The 20332-nt window shown below is 47.8% G+C and carries 8 protein-coding genes; all 8 read left to right on the forward strand.

The window, feature by feature from the left end:
• Positions 1-135 precede the first annotated feature (135 nt).
• The 8 genes from L0M14_RS06715 (at position 136) to L0M14_RS06750 (ending at position 20089) form a co-directional block, all read left to right on the forward strand.
• Positions 136-5829: an S-layer homology domain-containing protein gene (locus tag L0M14_RS06715; RefSeq protein ID WP_235121416.1), complete on the forward strand. Its 5694-nt coding sequence runs from the start codon at positions 136-138 to the stop codon at positions 5827-5829.
• A 245-nt stretch (positions 5830-6074) separates the two neighbouring features.
• The gene (locus L0M14_RS06720) at positions 6075-6977 is read left to right on the forward strand and encodes a carbohydrate ABC transporter permease (protein WP_235122835.1); all 903 of its coding nucleotides are present in this window, start codon (positions 6075-6077) and stop codon (positions 6975-6977) included.
• Positions 6974-7813 (forward strand): carbohydrate ABC transporter permease, encoded by an 840-nt coding sequence (locus tag L0M14_RS06725; protein ID WP_235121417.1) that lies wholly within the window; start codon positions 6974-6976, stop codon positions 7811-7813. Before L0M14_RS06720 ends, L0M14_RS06725 begins: the two co-directional genes overlap by 4 nt.
• 88 nt (positions 7814-7901) lie before the next feature.
• Positions 7902-9488: a cache domain-containing sensor histidine kinase gene (locus tag L0M14_RS06730; protein ID WP_235121418.1), complete on the forward strand. Its 1587-nt coding sequence runs from the start codon at positions 7902-7904 to the stop codon at positions 9486-9488.
• 145 nt (positions 9489-9633) lie between these two features.
• On the forward strand, positions 9634-11190 hold the full coding sequence (locus tag L0M14_RS06735; RefSeq protein ID WP_235121419.1) for a response regulator transcription factor: 1557 nt from the start codon (positions 9634-9636) through the stop codon (positions 11188-11190).
• A gap of 123 nt (positions 11191-11313) precedes the next feature.
• On the forward strand, positions 11314-12633 hold the full coding sequence (locus L0M14_RS06740) for an ABC transporter substrate-binding protein (RefSeq protein WP_235121420.1): 1320 nt from the start codon (positions 11314-11316) through the stop codon (positions 12631-12633).
• A gap of 71 nt (positions 12634-12704) precedes the next feature.
• On the forward strand, positions 12705-14795 hold the full coding sequence (locus L0M14_RS06745; protein WP_235121421.1) for a glycosyl hydrolase 115 family protein: 2091 nt from the start codon (positions 12705-12707) through the stop codon (positions 14793-14795).
• Positions 14796-15058: 263 nt separating this feature from the next.
• A complete protein-coding gene (locus L0M14_RS06750; RefSeq protein ID WP_235121422.1) occupies positions 15059-20089 on the forward strand; it encodes an S-layer homology domain-containing protein in 5031 nt (1676 codons plus the stop codon).
• Positions 20090-20332 lie beyond the last annotated feature (243 nt).

Here is a 20332-nt window from a genome sequence, read left to right on the forward strand (position 1 = left end):
GTTTCCTGTTCGATTCTCTACTGTTATCTGGCAAATCGACCCGCCTATAATGAAGTTATGCTCATGATGCATATACACGCTATGGTTGTGCAGAGAGGTTGGATTGAGCAAAACGGATAGGAGGACTGAGGAATAGTGTTCAAGAAGATAAGTACGAAGAGTATATCTCTTTTGTTATCGGCATCCTTGTTGTTCGGTCTGTCGATTGGTGTTCTACCTGTTCCCAAGGCGCAGGCGATACAGCCTTCGGGAACGAGTTACTACGTAGATGCGACAGGAGGCAGCGACAGTAACGAAGGTACAAGCGATAGCACAGCATGGAAAACGCTTGAAAGAGTAAGCGCTACCAATTTTCAGCCTGGTGATCGGATTTTGTTTAAATCGGGTGAGGTTTGGGAAGGGCAGCTCTGGCCGAAAGGCTCGGGAAGCGAAGGTAATCCAATAATCATTGACGCTTATGGCAGCGGAAGCAAGCCGGCGATACAAGGTAACGGTACGGTTAATGACGCCGTTCGTTTGTTTAATCAAGAATATTGGGAGATCCATAACCTGGACGTATCCAACGAGGTAGCTCCCACCTCAACTCCGGGGGAAAACCTGGGAGATTACAGAGGCATTCATATTTCCGGTGATAACAGCACAACTCTGGATTATTTCCGCATTGAATCGGTTGACGTGCATGATGTTACCGGTGAAATCCATTGGATCAGTGGAACGCAGCCTATACCTCCTGAACCTGGTATTCGATTCAAGACTGGCTGGGACGGCTCAAAAAAGACCGGCGGTATTGTATTTGATACGACAGTACCGGATATTTACAATCCACCGGCACAGGCAACCATCCTGAACGATGTTGTTGTGGAGAAATCAACGGTGAGCAATACCTCCTTCGCAGGCATTGTATTCAAGCAATATACAGGTGACGGGAAGGACCAAGACGGTACTACCATAGCCACTTCTACGGGGTGGGGAGAACGATCAAGCGATACGGATCCTAAGTTTACGCCGCATACGAATGTGACGATCCGGGATAACTTCATCACTCAACAGAATACGGATTACGGTTGTAACGGGATGTACCTGACCGATATCCGTGGAGGCTTGGTCGAAGGAAACGTAGTGTACCGAACCGGGACATCTGGGATTGAAATGTACTACGCGGATGATATTGTCGTTCAGCACAATGAAGTGTATGAAACGACGCAAAAAGCGGGCGGAGCGGACTCCAATGGTATCGATCCAGATAAAGCTACGACGAATATTATCATTCAGTATAACTACATTCATGATAATGGTGATGGAATTCTAATTTGTCAGTTTTCCTTTGGCGATACGATTATTCGTAATAATGTCATCAAGAGCAACAGCCGTTATCCCATCTATCTGCATTCCGACCGCAAGGCGGTTGCTCAGGTTTATAACAATACCATCTACAACGATAAGAGTAACTATTTGATCTATGGTTACGGAAGCTCCCTGGATGCAACGTATCACATTAAGAACAACAATTTATATACAACGCGTGCAGGCGCGACGATTACAACAAGCGGTACGACCTTTTACGAAAATAACAATTACTATGGATCTAACTTGACGATTCCTGCTGTAGATGCGAAAGCGATCCAAGTTGACCCGAAATTTGTAAGTACTGTCGCAGGGCCATCCGGTACTGCTGAGACAGGCCCCATGCTGGATTCAGCGCTTGGATTCCGTTCGCAATCAGGTTCGGGCGTGATCAATGCCGGATTGGTCATGAGTGATAACGGTGGAAAAGATTACGCAGGCAGCATCTTATATAACGGAGCACCTGATATCGGAGCATTTGAATACTATACAGCCGAAGGGAGTACGACAGAATCTCTTAACGGTAAAGTAAGAGATGGAGCGGGCAAGCCCGTTGCAGGTGTGAAGCTCACTTTAACGGTGAATGGAACCCCTTACATGGCAACCACCGATGCAAAAGGAACTTATGTAATCGCTGATGTGCCGCTAACCTTGCAAGCCGAGCTGAAAGCGGAGAAAGCAGGATATGAAACGGTAACAACTAATGTGGATATCCAGCCGCCGAATATGACGACGCAAGATGTAGTCATTACCTCCACTAGTCCCTATGGAAGCTTGAGTGCAAACATTTTGGATGAGAAGATGGATCCGCTCGCAGATGCAGCTGTTCAAGTACTTTATGAGAGTGAAGTTCTCGCATCAGGGAATTCGGATGCTGCCGGTGTTGTACATATGACACAAGTGCCGATCGGCGATGGGTACTCGATTCAAGTATCCAAACCCGGGTATTTTGCAGCAAGCAAATCCAATATTGCAATTACTCCCGAGAGTCAGACGGATATTGGCAGTCTCTTATTATCCAGCAAGCAGCCACAAGTCTTATATGATCATAAGTTCAATGACATGGCTTCCGGTAATATGAGCTCTCAAGATGATCTTACGGTATCGACGAGCGGTGGAAAAGTCGAGATCACGGAAGTGCCGGATACATCGGATAAAAGCGTACGGCTGACAAGGAGCAGTAATTCCGGCAACACTACTCTTTCAGAAGCGTTCGCAACGCCTCTCAAAGGAATCGTGACGATTGAAGCGGACCTGATGAGAAATGACACCTACACATCCGGTAATAACTGGTTCAGCTTGCCTTATGTGTACGGCACCAGCCCCTCATCGTCCAGTCCGGGAGTCAGCTTTGCTTTTGACAAGGGTAAAATGAAAGCTTACAAAGGCACGGCTTCGGTAGAGCTGATGAGCTATAACGTTGGTCAATGGTACAATATGCGAATGGTCATTGATACAGCTGCTCAAAGGTTCGACTTGTACATCGATGGCGAAAAGCTTGTGGATCAGGCTGCATTCCGCCAATCGATGACGGATATCAAAAGAATTGACTTCTATGCCAACAGCTCCAACTACGGCAGTGTGAATGTGGACAATATTCGTGTTACGCAAGGGATTGGATATTCCAAAACGGATGCAACGTTGTCCAGCATTAGCAGTAGCGCAGGAGAGTTAACGCGTTTGGATGAAACGCACTACAGCATTCAGGTTCCAAGTGAAACCGAGCAGATTACGCTTACACCGACGGCAAGCAGCCCGAATGCAGCCTCTGTTACAGTCAATGAAATATCCGTTTCAAGCGGTACGGTATCGGTGCCAATTGAATTGACTGGCGATCAAACAGATATTCCGGTTGTGGTCACAGCGGAAGATAACAAAACGATGGTCAGCTATACGGTCACGGTAAACCGCATTTCGCCACTGATGGATGCCTCCCTGCGAGGCCTTGAAATCAGTAGCGGGACGCTATCGCCTGATTTTAACAAGGATACGTTGGAATATACGGTGAAGGTGCCCTATGAAGTTGCGTATATGACCTTCACACCAACTGCAAGTAATAGCCAAGCCGATATTTCCATCAATGAAAAAAGCATTGCAAGCGGTCATGAATCCAGTGAAATACCGTTATTGGTGGGAGAAAACGAAATTGAGCTGCTGGTTGTTTCGCAAGACGGTACAGCCAATGCGATTTATAAAGTCGTGGTTACCCGTGAGGTTAATTCGAAAGGAGCGGTGACGGGAATCGTTCAGGACACAGGGGCGAACCATTTGTCCGGTGTACTTGTAACGTTAACAGATGGTGTTCACAACTACTCGGGCCATACAGACCCAAGCGGATCATTTACTTTCTCGTCCATCGAGCCAGGCTCGAATTACCAGCTATCAGCATCGAAAGCCGGATATGAGGATGCCACCCTGCAAGGAATAGAGGTAACGGCAGGACAAACGACATCCGGTCTGCAGGTAACCTTACCTGCAAACAGAGCGGTTGCTTCCCTGCACGGCAAGACGAGCGTAAGAGCAGGAGAGGTTCTGGACTCTGCTTTCCGCATCAGTAATGTATCTGCGAGTGTGTACTCGGCGGTTTATACGGCAGAAATAAACATCACGTTTGATACGAATCAGGTAGAGTGGTTGTCTGTAGATACCGATTTGCCGAAGCTGAGCTTTGAGCAAAAGGAACTAACAGACGAAGGTCATCTGGCCGTAAAGGTTGCCATGCAAGACAATCAGCCGCTACCGGCGGATACGGATTTATTCAATGCTCATTGGAAAGCGAAAGAAAGCGCTGCGCTGAGCGAAACCTCGATCGGTTTAACGGCTGTCTTTGAGAATGGCTGGGGAGAAGCATTTAACGGAGTGCCATCCGAACATGCTTTTGTCGTGACAAAGGATTGGAAAACAGCATTGCAGAGCTTAATGGAGGAAACACAGCTCATCTATGATCAATCCGTTGAAGGTGATCATAAAGGTGAGTACCCTGCAGGAGCTAAGGCTCCGCTTGCCGCCAGCTTAAGCGAGGCGGGAGCAGTGCTTAGCGATGTTATAGCAACTGACGTTCAGTGGCAGCAGGCTTTCGATCATCTGGAGCAAGCCAAGCAAATCTTCCTTGTACTAGTAAGGTCGGAGGATGCCGGGTCTTCGGACGGGAACAACGGCGAAAGCGATAACGACGGAAGCAGTGGCGGCAGTAATGGAAGTGATGACATCGGAAGCGGAAGCGATGGAAATAGTGATAATAGCAACAGCGGCGGGAGTGACGGAAGCAGTAATAGCGGCAGCAGCTCTTCAAGCAGCGACCAGACTACAAGTACGGATACCGGAATCGATACCAGCAAGCCTGGAGTTACCGCCACAGCTGACAGCAAAGGGACAGCGGTGATATCCAAAAAAGCGTTCGAACACGCGGTATCAACCGCAACTACGGATGAATCCGGCAAGAAAGTAGTTCAAATCAAAGTTCAATCGACGGACAGTAAGAAGGAGTATGGCGTGCAGCTTCCGGCTTCTTCCCTGACAGGTGGAAAGGGCTCGTATTCGATTCAATTGGAAACCCCGGCAGGCACGCTTGTGTTGTCCAACGAAATGCTGAGCGGGCCAACTTCTGCACAAACCGTGGAAGTGCGTCTAGCCCAGCTTCCGAAAGAGAATTTAAATACGGCAGATCAAAACCGATTCGGACAACGTCCTGTTTTGGATATGCAGGTGTTAGTGGACGGGAAGGCAATTTCCTGGAACAATCCTGAGGCTCCCGTGACGGTCAAGGTTCCGTATGAACCGTCCAACCGTGAACTTCAAAATCCGGAGCAAATCGCCGTAGTTTATGTGGATGGCAATGGACATGTCACACCTGTGCCAAACGGGCATTATGATGCTTCGACAGGTCAAGTTGTCTTTGCGACGAAGCACTTTAGCCGATATGGGGTTGTGTTTGAGCCTAAATCTTTTACAGATTTAACGGATGTAGAATGGGCTCGTAAGTCCATTGAAACATTGGCATCCAGAGGTGTTATTGAAGGGGTTACAAATCGCAGCTTCAATCCGCAGGACAGTATTACAAGAGCCGATTTCCTAGTGCTGCTGGTGCGCGCTTTGGAATTCCAGTCGAAAACGTCGGCATCGTTTGACGATGTGCAGCCGGATGCATACTATGCGTCTGCCATTTCGACAGCAAGAGCATATGGCATTACCTCGGGATCAGGCGACAACCAATTCCAGCCGGGGCAATTGATTACCCGCGAGGATACGATGGTGCTGACAGCAAGAGCTTTGGAAGCTGCTAAGCAGCTATCTAGCAGCGATACGTCCGCGCAACCGGCTGCGTTCCGTGATGCAGCTGACATTTCCAACTATGCCGTAAGCAGTATTGCCGCTTTGACTGCATCAGGTTTTGTTCAAGGTGATGAGAGCGGACTCCATCCGAAGGAGAACCTGTCGCGGGCACAAGCAGCTGCTATGCTGTACCGCATTTTAGTTAAGCAATAAGGTCATTCAAAAGCCCGGGGGCATTCTTAACGAAGCCCCCGGGCTTTTTTCAGTGCAGGAAGTAGTGTGAAATAGTGAAAGAACTTGATTCAATGCGCAATGTAAGCTTGCTCAAGTCCCATTTATAATGAAGCTACAACATCAACAAGCGAGTAAGAATCAGCGCTTTGACAGGAGTGGAGACTAATTATGAAAGGTATTGCGCTGCAGAATGACAAGATACCTGTTAAAAAGAAAAAGCAAGCATCCCGTTTCTTAGCAGATGGGAATCCCCGATAGCGGGCTATTTGTTCCTATCACCCTGGCTGTTAGGCTTCGTCCTATTAACATTAGGGCCGATCCTCATGTCTCTGTATTATTCGTTTACCGATTATTCGCTGCTGGATGCCCCGCACTGGGTTGGAACGAAGAATTACAGCTATATACTGACTGAGGATGATACATTTCGTGATTCGCTTAAGGTGACCTTGCTGTTTGTTTTGTTTTCGGTGCCGGTAAAGCTTATCACAGCACTGCTGGTAGCCATGCTGCTCAATAAGAACATTAAAGGGATTTCATTCTATCGCACGATGATCTACTTTCCGTCTTTGATCGGAACGAGTATTGCCGTATCGATCCTGTGGAAGAACATTTTCAGCCAGGACGGCTTCATTAATCAAGCGTTAGCTTTGGTAGGGATTGAAGGTAAAGCGTGGATCGCCAATCCTAGCACCTCCTTGGGCACGCTTGTCCTGCTGGTTGCTTGGCAGTTCGGTTCTGCCATGATTATTTTTCTAGCGGGACTTAAGCAAATCCCTAGGGATCTGTACGAAGCGTCTTCTGTAGACGGGGCCTCGAAGGTAAGACAATTCTTTACGATCACTCTTCCGATGCTGTCTCCGATTTTATTGTTTAACTTTGTACAGTCGACGATCAACTCATTTCAAATGTTTACACAAGCCTTCATAATTACGAATGGCGGTCCGGTGAATTCCACGTATGTGTATGTGATGTACTTGTATGAAAGAGCATTCTCCAAGTTTCAAATGGGCTACGCATCCTCGCTGGCCTGGATTCTGTTGGTGATCATCGCAGTAGTAACCGCCGTTATTTTTGCAACTTCCAAATACTGGGTATACTATGAAACGCAAGGAGGAAAAGGAAAATGATTACTCAAAGAAAGCCTCTCACACATCTCATTTTGCTGATCTCCAGCGTGCTTATGATGTATCCGGTTTTTTGGTGGCTGGGAGCTTCCTTTAAAACAAATGAAGAAATGCGCTCTCCAAATTTGTTTCCCGAGTCGCTTCGCTGGTCCAATTATTCGGATGGCTGGGTGTCCGTTCCTAACTACCATTTTGGGGTGTTCTATCTGAACAACCTGGAACTTATTCTAGGAGTATTGTTCACGAGCGTAATCTCCTGCAGTTTGGTTGCTTTTGCTTTCGCTAGACTGGATTTCCCGCTTAGAAAAGTATGGTTCGGCGTACTATTGTTAACCTTGATGCTGCCAACACAGGTTACCATCGTGCCGCAGTATGTGCTTTTCAGCAAGCTGGACTGGATTAACACTTACCTGCCCTTCTATGTTCCTCATCTTTTGGCTGGAGGAGTAGGCGGTCCCTTCTTTATCTATCTGCTAGTACAATTTATCCGTTCTATTCCTAGAGAGTTGGATGAATCAGCGAAAATGGACGGATGTTCTTGGTTCGGTATATACTGGCGGATTGTCATTCCATTGACGAAGCCTGCGCTCGTAACGGTTGCGATCTATTGCTTCCTATGGAACTGGGATGATTTCTTCGGCCAATTACTCTATATCAATTCCGTTGATAAATATACAGTTAACCTGGCGCTGAAGCTGTTCATCGATTCGCAGGGTACCGTGCCTTGGGGACAAATGTTGGCTATGTCCTTGGTATCTGTGATTCCTGCCGTCATTATCTTTTTTATGGCTCAGAAGCATTTTGTGGAAGGTATTGCTTCCGGTGCTCTAAAAGGCTAAATTGAATAAAGGAAAGACAAGCTGCTGCCGTTGCTAGCAGCTTTCTTTGCTTAAACAGACGATTTCCAACATTATGGAGGGCAGTCAAATGCTGAGAAATCCATTTAAAAATTATCGGATTATTGCGGTGTTTTTCTTTAGCTCCGCCTTTATCATTGCATTATTGATCGGTATTGTCATCACGATGAGCTACTCCCGAACCTCCAACCAAATTGCTGAGAATACCACGTATTATCAGACAAGACTGCTAAATGAGCTGAGCAAGAAGGTCAGTACCAGCTTAATCGGGATTGAGCAGACATCGGGGACGGCCGCTAAGAATGTGGACTTGCTGTATGGCAGGCTGCGGGATGGAGATGCTTATGAGAGGCAGCGGGCAGAGAGTGAAATTCGCAGCCAATTGAATTATACGGTGTTTGGAATTCCCATTCTGCAGTCGATTCATATGTACTCGGACTATCCATTCACCTCGGACACGCAGGGGCCTGTTACGTTCTACCCGATGAGTCAACTAAATGAGGAGCCGTGGTATGCAGGGATTGTCGATACGGACAGCGCTTGGCTGGGTGAGCATACCATTGTAACAAACGGACGTGAAGAGTCCGTCATCAGCTTCGCGCGTAAAGTGATGAATAACAGTAACCAGTACTACAGCTTACTGGTCTTTAATATTAAGGTGTCTAATATTCAATTCCTGGTATCTTCGGAGGATGAGAACCGGAATATTGCGCTGCTTGATGCTGCAGGAAGGCTTATGACGCATTCCGGCGATGAACAATTGCTTCAACAAGCAACCATGACATTAAAAGGGGAAATGGTCCAGCCAAGCGGGTCGCTCCGATCCGGCAATGCTTTTTATGTATGGGCGAAATCACCGGATGCGCAGTGGACCTTGTTTGAACTAAGCTCCTGGAATGACATGATGAAGAGCAGCGCCAGCATGGCCAGACTGTTCGTTATTTTAGGTGCCTCTACCATACTTCTCGTCTTTCTGCTCACCTTGTTCTTGTCGCGCAGGTTTATGAATCCGATGAATCAATTACTGCGGGCCATGAGCCGATTCTCACCGGGTGAAAAGCAGGAGCTGCCGACCGATTACAGCAATGAATTCGGTAAGCTGTTTCAAGGCTATCGCAAGCTGACGCAAAGGATCGACGATCTGTACGCATCGCTTCATGAACAGCATGAGCGGCAGCGGGAGGCGGAGCTGAAATCTTTGCAGATGATGATTAATCCGCATTTTTTGTATAACACTATGGATCAGATCAACTGGATCGCGATTGAAGCAGGTCAAAGCAAGATCAGCAGCATGCTTTCGCAGGTTGCCGGTATGTTCCGGCTTGCGCTGTCCAATACCGACAGTCTGGTGACCGTTACCGAAGAGATTGCCCATATCGAATGTTATTTGAAATTCCAGCAGGTCAGATGGTCCGATCGACTTCAATATACCATTCAGGTTGAAGAGGACGCAGCGGCATGCCTCATGCCCAAGATTATGCTTCAGCCTTTCATAGAGAACGCATTTATGCATGGTTTTCATGGTGTTCAGGAAGCTAGGCTGTCCGTAAGCATTAACCGGCAAGAGGATGAGCTCGTTGTTTGTATACAGGATAATGGCAAGGGATTGAGCCCAAACTGGGATCATAAACCCCGTAAAAGGGAGGGTATGGACTGAGAAATGTAAAGGAGCGGCTTGATGCCTTGTTTGGCCATGAGTACAAGCTGCAGCTATCTAACCGGCCGGAGGGCGGCGTACAGGTTGATATCCGCTTTTCGGCTCGTAAGAAGCTCCATTCAACAACGTAGAAAGGGTGTTTTCAATGTGGAAAATAGCCATTGTCGATGATGACTTTCAGGTTCTTAGAGGATTGAAACACATTATTCCTTGGGACGAGCTTCATGCAGAGCTGGCGGGAGAGGCGATCGACGGAGAACAAGGGATCGAGCTCGTTCGGCGTGAGGAGCCGGATATTGTCATTACCGACTTATATATGCCCGGCATTAGCGGCATTGAGATGATTGAGCAGCTTCGAAGTGAGGGGTATCAGGGACGGTTTGTCATTCTGAGCGGTTACACGGATTTCGAATACGCCCGCCAAGCGATTCGGCTTGGTGTTGAGGATTATTTGAACAAGCCGATTACCGTAGAACAAATTAGAAAAGTCTTGTTCAGGGTAACCGAAAGTTTGGAAGAGAGCAACTTGGAGAAGATGGAGAAGAACGAGCTTCAGAGCTTTGTTCGGCACTATGAGAAACAAATCTCTCAGGATCAGCTAGCCTCCTTATTAAATGGAACGATCCGTGCAGGTTTATCGGATTTGAAGCTGCCGCATCCGGAAATATGGTGGACGGAGAGGGACCAGCAGGTCGTTATTTTAGAGCTGTCTAAAACGGAGCGTGTCAGCAATATTTCAAATTCCGATTGGCATCTGTTCCGGTATGCGATAACGAATATTACTACAGAGGTACTGGCACAGGAATGGCCGGAGTCCGATTATTTATGGTTGTTTGGGCCCTATTCTGCTATGGTTCTGCATATTGAGAGAGAAGAAACTAGGGAATATGTGGAAGAGCGCCTTAACCATATATGCGACACACTCATTCAACATATGATGCAGTATTTGGGTCTTACCATACAAGCAGGCAGGGGCCAGCGCAAAAGCAGCTGGACAGAGCTCAAGCAATCAGCTGATGAAGCCTTTGAAGCTTTGGATGAATCCGAAGGAAGATCCCTTGGCGTTGAATTTGTCAGGCAGCTTGCACAGCTGCTCACCTCAGGTGAGGAAGAGGAAATCCGGGGACACATTCAAGCGTTCATCACGCAGCAGGAGGCATCCGGACATTCAGCCGACATGAAGATTTTTTATAAAGTGCTGGCAGCTGAGCTGTGGACATTGATTCAGTATGCAGCCCAGCAGGCAGGCAAGACACTTGCAGGAGCGTCTGACGATTCCGCGATCGTGCAAGCCGACACGATTATTAATCGTTCGGATTTGGAAGCATTCGTTCAAGCGAAGCTGAAGCTCATTGTTCTGAAGAAGGAACCCGCAATCGGTCAAAAGCATAAGGCGGCGGTAGAATTCATGATTAGCTATATCCACGAGCACTATGCGGAAGATATTACTTTGGATGACTTAGCCGGGCAATTATTTATATCCAAGAACTACTTGAATCAATTGTTTAAAAAGGTGACAGGGGAAACGTTCATGAACTATGTGATTCGGGTTCGGCTGGAGAAAGCGAAAGCGCTGCTGCTGGAAGGAAATCTGCTGATTTATGAGGTTGCAGAAAGCGTGGGCTACCAAAATGTTCCTTATTTCAGCACACTTTTCAAAAAATATACAGGCATGAACCCCAGCGATGTGTTGAAAAAGTGAATATATTCGAAAGTATGATCAAATACTGAAAGATTTGTGTTCGATTCTCTCCTATACCAATACGTCTATCAGCAGTACGATAAATGTGTAAATTCGATATCATCGAGAGGGGAAATAAATACAATGAAGAAAAAATTACTTACGGCTGCGCTTTCACTTGTTGTGACCGCTTCCTTAACCGCATGCGGCGGTAATGCCGCTAACAACGCACCATCCACGAATTCGCAGAAACCTGCGGAAACACAAAAGGCTGCCGATTCCAATGCACCGGTAAAGCTTCGTATTGCTTGGTGGGGATCTCAGGAGCGTCATGATGCGACACAGAAAGCTCTTGCTCAATATACGCAGGCTCATCCGAATGTAACCTTTGAAAGTGAATTCTCCGGATGGGACGGATATTTTGATAAGCTTGGCGTTCAGTTCGCAGCGAAGAATGCGCCAGACATTATTCAGATGGATGCAGCCTATCTCAACGAATATGTGGGCCGCAATCTGGTTGCGGATCTAAGCAGCATTAACGTAGCAGATATGGACAAGGCCTTGTTGGAGTCCGGCAAAATCAATGGTAAGCTGTTCGCGATGCCGCTCGGCAGTGCTGCATTCGGTATGGTATATGATAAGACGGTTGTTGAAAAGCTCGGTTTAAGCGCTCCAGCGTGGGATTGGACATGGGACGACTACTACAAATTCGGGCAAGAAGCGAAAGCGAAGCTGGGCAAAGATAAGTACGTCTTCGTAGACCAGAGCTCCGACTTGTACGACTACACGGCCTATCAATTGAGTCAAGGCAAAGGCCAAGTATTTACAGATAACAAGCTGTCCATTGATAAAGATACTTGGATCGGATACATGAAGAAGCAGGACGAAATGAGAAAAGCCGGCATCATCACACCTGCAGATATGACTGTAACGGATAAGGAACTTGATCCGAAAATGGACAACGTCGTCAACGGCAACGCAATTGCCCGTCACCTGTTCTCGAATCAGGTCGGTTCGATTAACAGCTTGAAGCCGGATGCTTTCGGATATACAACACTTCCTAAAGGCTCGCAAGCAGGCGGTTGGTTGAAGCCCGGCATGTTCTGGAGCGTAAATGCTGCTTCCAAACAGCAGGAAGAGGCGAAGAAGTTTGTAGAATGGTTCATTAATGATCAGGAAGCCGGTAAGACACTCGGACTAACTCGCGGTATCCCTGGTAACTCCAAGATCGTAGATATGCTGTCGCCTAACTTTAGCCCAGCGGACAAAGCATCGATGGAATTCATCAATAAAGTAGCTCCTAATGCGCAAAAATTTGTTGCTGAACCTCAAGGCTGGGGCAACTTCAAGAAAGACTATAAAACAATTGTAGAGAAATTGATGTTCGAAAAAGCAACTCCAGAGCAGGCTTACGACGAACTGATGAAAAAAGCCAAGGAATACGATTCTGCGGTAAAAAAATAAATGGTGGAGCATGGCGTTGTCGCCCCGGCGGCAGCGCCATATTTCTATTTTAACCAGGGAAAGGATGAATCATGATGGAAGCAAACACTTCAAAGATGATGCAGCTTGACGGCAGTGTGTACGTTCATATCTCTGAATCTCCGACTTCACCGGTCCGTCATGCTGTGCGGATGTTGACGAGGGATTTACAAGCGGTACTCGGCCATGAGTCTCAAGTATGCGAAGAAGCTGCAAATGCTGATATTATCATACGATATGCTTTGGCGGAAGACAGCTGCGCCGAGCAGGAAGAGTCCTTTGTTATCAGGTTTGATAAAGAGAACGGACGAGACCGGCTTATCGTCGCAGCCCGTGACGAGTTAGGGCTAGTCTACGGAATTCTATATGTGAGTGAGACCTATTTGGGTATTCAGCCATTCTGGTTCTGGGCGGATCAGGCGATTGGGCAGAAGGAGATCATCGCTATTCCGTGTGAAAATTACGATTCACCGGCGCGTAAGGTCAGATTCCGTGGATGGTTTGTCAATGACGAAGTATGCCTGATCGGCTGGAAGCAACCGTATCCGCCATCCAGAGAGGTGTGGCTGCCGGTATTCGAAGCGCTGCTTCGCTGCGGGGGCAACATGGTCATTCCGGGAACCGACCTGCCCAAGAACGGCATTCATTTTGAGTTAGCTTCTGAAATGGGGCTGTGGATTACGCATCATCACGCCGAGCCGCTAGGGGCTGAGATGTTCCTGCGTGCTTATACAGGCAGAGCAGCCAGCTACAAGGACGAGCCTGAACTGTTCGAAAGGCTGTGGGAGAAGGCGATCGAGAAGCAAAAGCATCAGCGTGTTCTATGGGTGCTTTCCTTCCGGGGACAAGGCGACAAGCCGTTTTGGGAAAACGACCCTACCTTCGACACGCCGGAGAAGCGCGGTGCGATGATCAGTAAGGTGATTCGCAGACAGTACGATATGATCGCGGAGAAAGTGGAGAACCCGGTCTATTGTGCAGCTCTTTACGGTGAAATTTCTGAGCTGTATAAGGGTGGTTACATCGATCTTCCTGATGATGTTATCAAAGTATGGGCGGATAACGGCTATGGGAAAATGGTCTCGCGCAGACACGGCAATCTCAATTTGCGGATGCCGGCACTGCCGGGTGCAGACGATCAAGGCAAGCACGGCGTCTACTATCACGTGACGTTTCATGATTTACAGGCTTCTAACCATTTGACAATGTTTCAGGGGTCAGCCGCATTCATCTGTGATGAACTTGGGCAGGCCTTTGAGTCAGGGGCAACCGAGTATTTACTTGTAAACAGCGGTAATATACGCCCCCATGTATACCAGCTGGATTTAGTCCGGGAGCTGTGGAATCAAGGATGGATCAACCCGGAACTTCACCTGCAGCAATTCGTAAGCAGCTACTATGGCAGCGGGCAGGAGGAGATTGCTGAACTGTATCGCACTTATGCAGAAGCGTCCATTTCTTATGGTTCTCACTCCGATGATTTGGCAGGTGAAGAGTTCTATCATCACCCTGCCAGAAGAATCATCGGTCATTGGCTGCAAGGGAAGTGTGGCGAGCCGGATACCGGCCTGATTTGGGCCGCCGGCGATGTACCGTTTGCCGAGCAGATCCGCTGGTTTGGGCAGCGCTGCGGGCAGGGGCAGGAGGCTTGGAGCTCGTGGCTCGAGCGGTGCGAGGATGTCATGAATCAGGCTGCGGCGGAGTATCAGCAGCGGATTGTGGATCAGTTGAAGTTCCATGGCGTACTGCATCAGTCGGGAGCCGAAGGCTTCATGTGGCTGTGCCGTTCTTATGAAGCTTACAGCAGCGGGCAGTATCCTCAAGCTTTCGTGTATGCTTCGCAATCGATGTGGTGCTACCAGCGCGGACTCGAAGCCATGCGAGATTCCGAGCATGGGAAGTGGGAACGCTTCTACAGTGCGGACTGGCTGACCAATATCGCAAGCACAGTGAATAATGTCGACACGTTGCGCCGCTTTTTGCGCATGCACGGGGATAGTCCGGACTTTTTCCTCTGGTACAAGGAGTATTTGATGCCGGAGACCGAGAAATATATTTACTTGGAGAATACGCACCGCAATCCGTTATCGGACGATGAATTGGCATGGAGATTGCGGGATTATTTTAGAACGATGGAACAATAAACGGTAAAGTATCAAAGGATCAGGACATCTGCCGGACCGCTCTTCATTGATGATAATCAAATGGGGAACGGTCTATTTTACTTGTATATTCCAAAACATCTTAAATAACATACACATGAAGCTTAAAAAACTTCATTTATATCGAAGTGGAGCGTTGATAAGCTTAAATCGAGGCACACGGTATTCTTTACCTCAATTTTTCTAAAGGGGGACGTTACAATTTGAGTACGGTTACATGCTATGGACATGAAAGGAGAGCGAGCATGAAACATCCTATTAATCAGCATGTAAAGCAGTTCTTATCGGTACTGCTGTGTATTTGTATGTCGATTCCTTCCCTTTTCTGGGGATCATCTATGCAGGTCGCATCAGCGGCTGAAACAATCATGCCCTTCACTCCGACGCAGGACGCATTTGTATCCAATTTCAACGGACAAGGTAGCAGCTTGGGAACAAGTTTAAGCGCAACTAAATTGATTTATGGCAAGATGCGGCATACATATTTCAAATTTGATTTATCCTCCATTGATACCGAGAGATATGATGTTGGAGAAATGAACATGATGCTAAGCTTTCGAAAATCCCATTCGCCCAATGAGCTGGTATTCACGGAAAGTGAATCGACTCTGCGCGATACGAGCACAGATTGGACGGTGACGAATGTTACCTATAATAACCGTCCCTACGATATAGTCGGATCTCCGGTAGTGACTCAAGAAGTGACATCGAACGGTGAAGAGAATCTTACCGTAGATCTGTCCACCATTTTTCAACATGCATTGAGCCAGGGGAGAAAAGTAGTCAGCATTCATCTCACGACAACGAAAGTGAATGACAGCACAGTAGGTGCCAGCGAATTGTATTCCTCCAGAAATACTACGTACCCGGGTCCGTCCTTGAATGTAACGCTGGGTAATCCCATTGTCAACGATGGAGTTGACAGAACTGCTCTGAGCGCGTTAATTAGTCAGGCTGATCAATTCGATGAAACCGCATACACTACCGAGAGCTGGGCGATCTATTCGACAGCCCTTACAACGGCCAAAGACTTACTTGTGAATAATACGACGCAATCAGAGGTCAACCAAGCTATCTTGACGCTCCAATCTGCGATGAATAACCTTGTAGATGCGGAACTCCCGTCCAAGCTTACAGGCCCGGATATGGGGAATTATTTTAACAACAGTAAGACAGCGGCAATGATCCTCACCATGAAAAATGGGGAAGGTCAATATGTGAAGGTAGACCCAGTCACGGAAAAGCTTTCGCTTACATCAAATGCTGCAGAGGCTTCTCCATTCGCCCTGTACGTGCTTGATTATTTTGCAACTGTAGACCATGTGGAACCTGAGGTTGGGGCCACCAGAACAGCTTACTCCATCAAATCCTTGGTCAATAATAAGTATCTGACCATCCAGAATTATTTTTCAGCGGAAGAATTTCTGAGCAATACCCATCAGTATTTTCATATTGTAAGTGGTGCTCCAAGCGGCAGCAGTACGGACAGGACGTTCGAAATCAAAGCGTCGGCAAGCACTCCGGGTTGGAACGAGCGGTTTTACGTGGATCAGTATGCGAATTCAGGTTATTACCGCATCTGGTCGCATCTGTCTACGATGAGAGACGATACCAATTTTAACCGGTTTAACGTGAAAATGACCGACAATGCCATGCTGAGCAGCGGAACGGCTTCCGAGGATACCGAATACCGATTTTATTTTGAAAAGGTAACTGGTAAAGATCAGCTGGAAGTCAGCCAGGAAGTGAGCGGAGACGATGCTGCATTGTTCTGGAAGCCCGTGAACGGTGATACGAATCCGGCAAATTATAGCGTCAACGGGACGGTATCAGGGGCGGTTTATACCGAAGGCCTTATGCATCTAACGATTTCCGGCTTGAATGTCGGCGTCCATCCATATGCGGTTGCTTATAACGGCAGCGGCTATCAAACGGAGGCGGATGTGAAGGTCCGCATTTTCAGCCATCCGGGTATTCTGCTTACCATGGAAGATCTGGAAAAAATGAAAGCTCATATTCAGGCGAAGGAGGAGCCATGGTACTCCGACTATCAAAGAATGGTCAACGGCGTTTCCTACGATGTAGCCAGCTATGAGTATCAGACCATGGTCTTTTCGAATGTTGGACGCGGTGGAGCGCCGTCGGATTCCGGTAATATCGGCTATTTTGAGAAGGGCGGTAATGCTGCGTATTTCAACGCCTTGCAATGGGTAATTACCGGGGATAACTTATATGCCGCCAAAGCTGCGGACCTCCTCATGCAATGGGCGAATACGCTGAAGGTCATCGACGGCAGGGATAGAATATTGGGCGCCGGCATCAATGCGTACAAATATGCCAGTGCAGCCGAGATCATAAAGCATTACCACGGCGGCTACAGCGGGTACAGCGACACTGACTTCAAAGCCTTGAAAGATATGATGATCAACGTGGTTTATCCCGTTATTCAGGATGCTGGTGTTCCGATGCTTGCCAACGGTAACTGGGATGTTGCGGCTTTAGTCAGTATGATGGCGATTGGTGTTCTGTGTGACAATAGCGAAATCTTCGACCGTGCAATGACCTTCTATCAAGACATTCATACAAACGGTTCCATCTTCGCTTATGTGAACGATTCCGGCCAAACGATGGAAACGGGGCGTGATCAGGCACATGCTATGCTTGCGCTTGGCTATATGTCAGAGCTCTGTATGATCGCTAAAAATCAGAATGTGGATTTGTATTCCTTGTATACGAACAGGCTTGCGAAGGCCTTTGAATATGTGGCGAAATATAACTTGTATGCTAAGGAGCTGTACGGTGAAGATTTGCCATTCGTGGCAATGCCGAACGTTTTCGGGGATACGAGCAGAGGCTACTATGGGGCTGGATTTAACAGTGACAGTAATGGGCTGAATAGAGGCGAATTCAGACCGATTTTTGAGCAGGGGCTTGCCCTGTACAGTAAGGTGGACGGTGTCGATTTGACATGGACCGCTAGAGCTGCTGCAGCTATGCGCCCTCAGGGCATGGTGCATTTTGATAATTTGAACTTTGGCACGATGACTTATTACAATGGTGAACCGGATCGTGAAGTGAGGGGGCCCTATTTCCAAATGAGAACCCGCTGGGAGCCCTTATATCAAAGAAATTGGAGTACCGTTGACGGTCAAAAAGTCGCAGAGACGCTTAACTCCTATTACGATGTAAATGAAAACGGCGAGCTTACGACGAGTGTCATGAAGAACACGGCACCTTTCTATCAGATGGTTGCTAACGACGACGGGAGTTACTCGATCCTGCTGCTCAAAACAAACACTTTTTTATCGGTGAAGGATGAGCAGGTAGGGGATTACAATGTGATCAAAGCCGATGCGACGGAAATCGGTGATCATGAGAAATTCATTCTACGTGCTAGCGGAGTGGGTCCATTCTTCTTGGTTTCACCAATGTATGAAAATCGGATTGTCTATCAAGATGCAGCCGGTTCAGGCAGCAGCAGCATGTTAACGCTTCGCCTGGGAACGAAAACATTATCTCAAATCAAAGATACACCGGACATCACGACAAATGAAAGACTTATCTTCATGTATAATACGCAGGATATTGCGTTGTTTGGGAGTGCGGCTCCAAGTATTACTTCGGCTGCCAGCACTGTAGTAAGCAGTTATGGCGGTACTTTCCAGGTCACAGCAACAGGCACGGCCCCGATCTCCTACACACTGGAAGGCGAACCTGATGGTGTGACCATGAACAGCAGCACGGGATTGATTACAGTTGCTGACACTACTGGCGTGGGGACATACATGTTTACCGTTCGTGCATCTAATGGCATTAGCCCTGACACAAAGATGCCATTCACATTGACAGTTGTAGAAGCTCCAACCGTTCCGGGCGCGCCACAGAACTTTACTGCAATGCGGGGTAACCGTCAGGTGACGCTGAGCTGGGATGCGCCATCCAGCAATGGCGGCGCAGTGATTACGAAGTATGAGGTTTCCAAAGATAACGGACAGACATGGCTGGAAGCAGACTCCTTCACAGGTCACATTTTCACCGGCTTGGCGAATGGAACAACCTATACATTCTCAGTGCGGGCAGTCAATAGTGCCGGCAGCGGACCGGAAACGGAAGCGCAGGCTGCGCCAAAAGCCTCAAGCAGCTCATCGTCAGGGTCGAGTTCAATAACAGCTGGCCCGGTGCAGGACGAAGAGACACACTCCATTTCCCTGAATGGCAATAGCGGTGCGCTTACTCTGAATGAGGATGGCAGCTATAGCCTGGCTAGCACAGGAGAGCAAATCAAGCAGGCACTTGGCGACAGCAACGAGTTGGTCATCCATGCGAAAGACGTTAGCAATTTGAGCGTAGGACTTCCTGTGTCGGCGATGGGTACTGCGTCCTTGACCGTTACATCCGATATCGGCTCTGTCACTGTTCCGAATGCCACCTTGCAGAATATGGCCAAAAAGTACGGTGACTCGCTTGTTCTTCGCATTCGGAAAGGGAGCTACATGGTTGAATTGCTCGACAATGGCAAGCCAGCGGAGTACGATGATCCCGGCTATCCTCTGACGATTACACTGCCTGTCAAGGTGACAGAAGGACGTGAAGCTTCAAATTATGTCGTGATCAAGAAGGAGAACGGACGAAATGTCATTTTACCTCTGGCAGTTGGTGATGGAGAGAGAGTGACTTTCGATGTCACGGCGACGGGAACCTACGATGTTGTTGATAATAGTCTTGCTTTTCAGGATGTGATCTCCTCCGATTGGGCAGCCAAGGATATTGGCTTTGTGACGGCGCGCAGACTGTTTGAAGGTACAGGTGACAAGCAATTTAATCCAGAAGCATCCATGACGCGTGCGATGTTCACTCAGGTGCTGGCTAATCTGGAGGGAATTGACCGCAGCGAGTCCAGGACGCCGGAATTCTCCGATGTGCCGGATGGACAATGGTACACAGGTGCAGTAGATTGGGCGTCCAAGAAAGGTATTATCAACGGAACGCGTACAAATACATTCAGCCCTGAGGACAGCGTTACGCGAGAGCAGATGGCGATCATGCTCTACAATTACGCGTCAAGCAAGGGATACAAGCTGAGTATCATCTCTGGAACGGAGTTCGCTGACAAGGACAGCGTGAGTCCATGGGCTAGAGAAGCAGTACATGCTATTGCGGCTGCGGGTATTCTGACAGGCAAGCCAGGCGGCTACTTTGACCCGCAAACGAATGCCACTCGCGCAGAGGTGGCTGCAGTTTTCGCCAGATTTATTCGAGCGCTGAGTTCAAACTGAATCTCGATTCTATCTGCCTACAAGATTCAGCGGGCACGTTGAATTCGTTACTGCAGCTAGCAATTGTACTTATAACGCAATTGAGCACGGAGATTTCCATCTCTGTGCTCTTCTTTTTGTCCATCAAGAGTTCATGGAGAACCATCGAAAAATTTTCGTTGTGATGACGTTGGGAATTTACAATTTTCGGATATTTTTTAATTGAATAGCATATCGAGCTGATTTACTAGATAAATTAGTGAG

Origin of the sequence: Paenibacillus hexagrammi (assembly GCF_021513275.1) — a bacterium.
Lineage (GTDB): Bacteria > Bacillota > Bacilli > Paenibacillales > NBRC-103111 > Paenibacillus_E > Paenibacillus_E hexagrammi.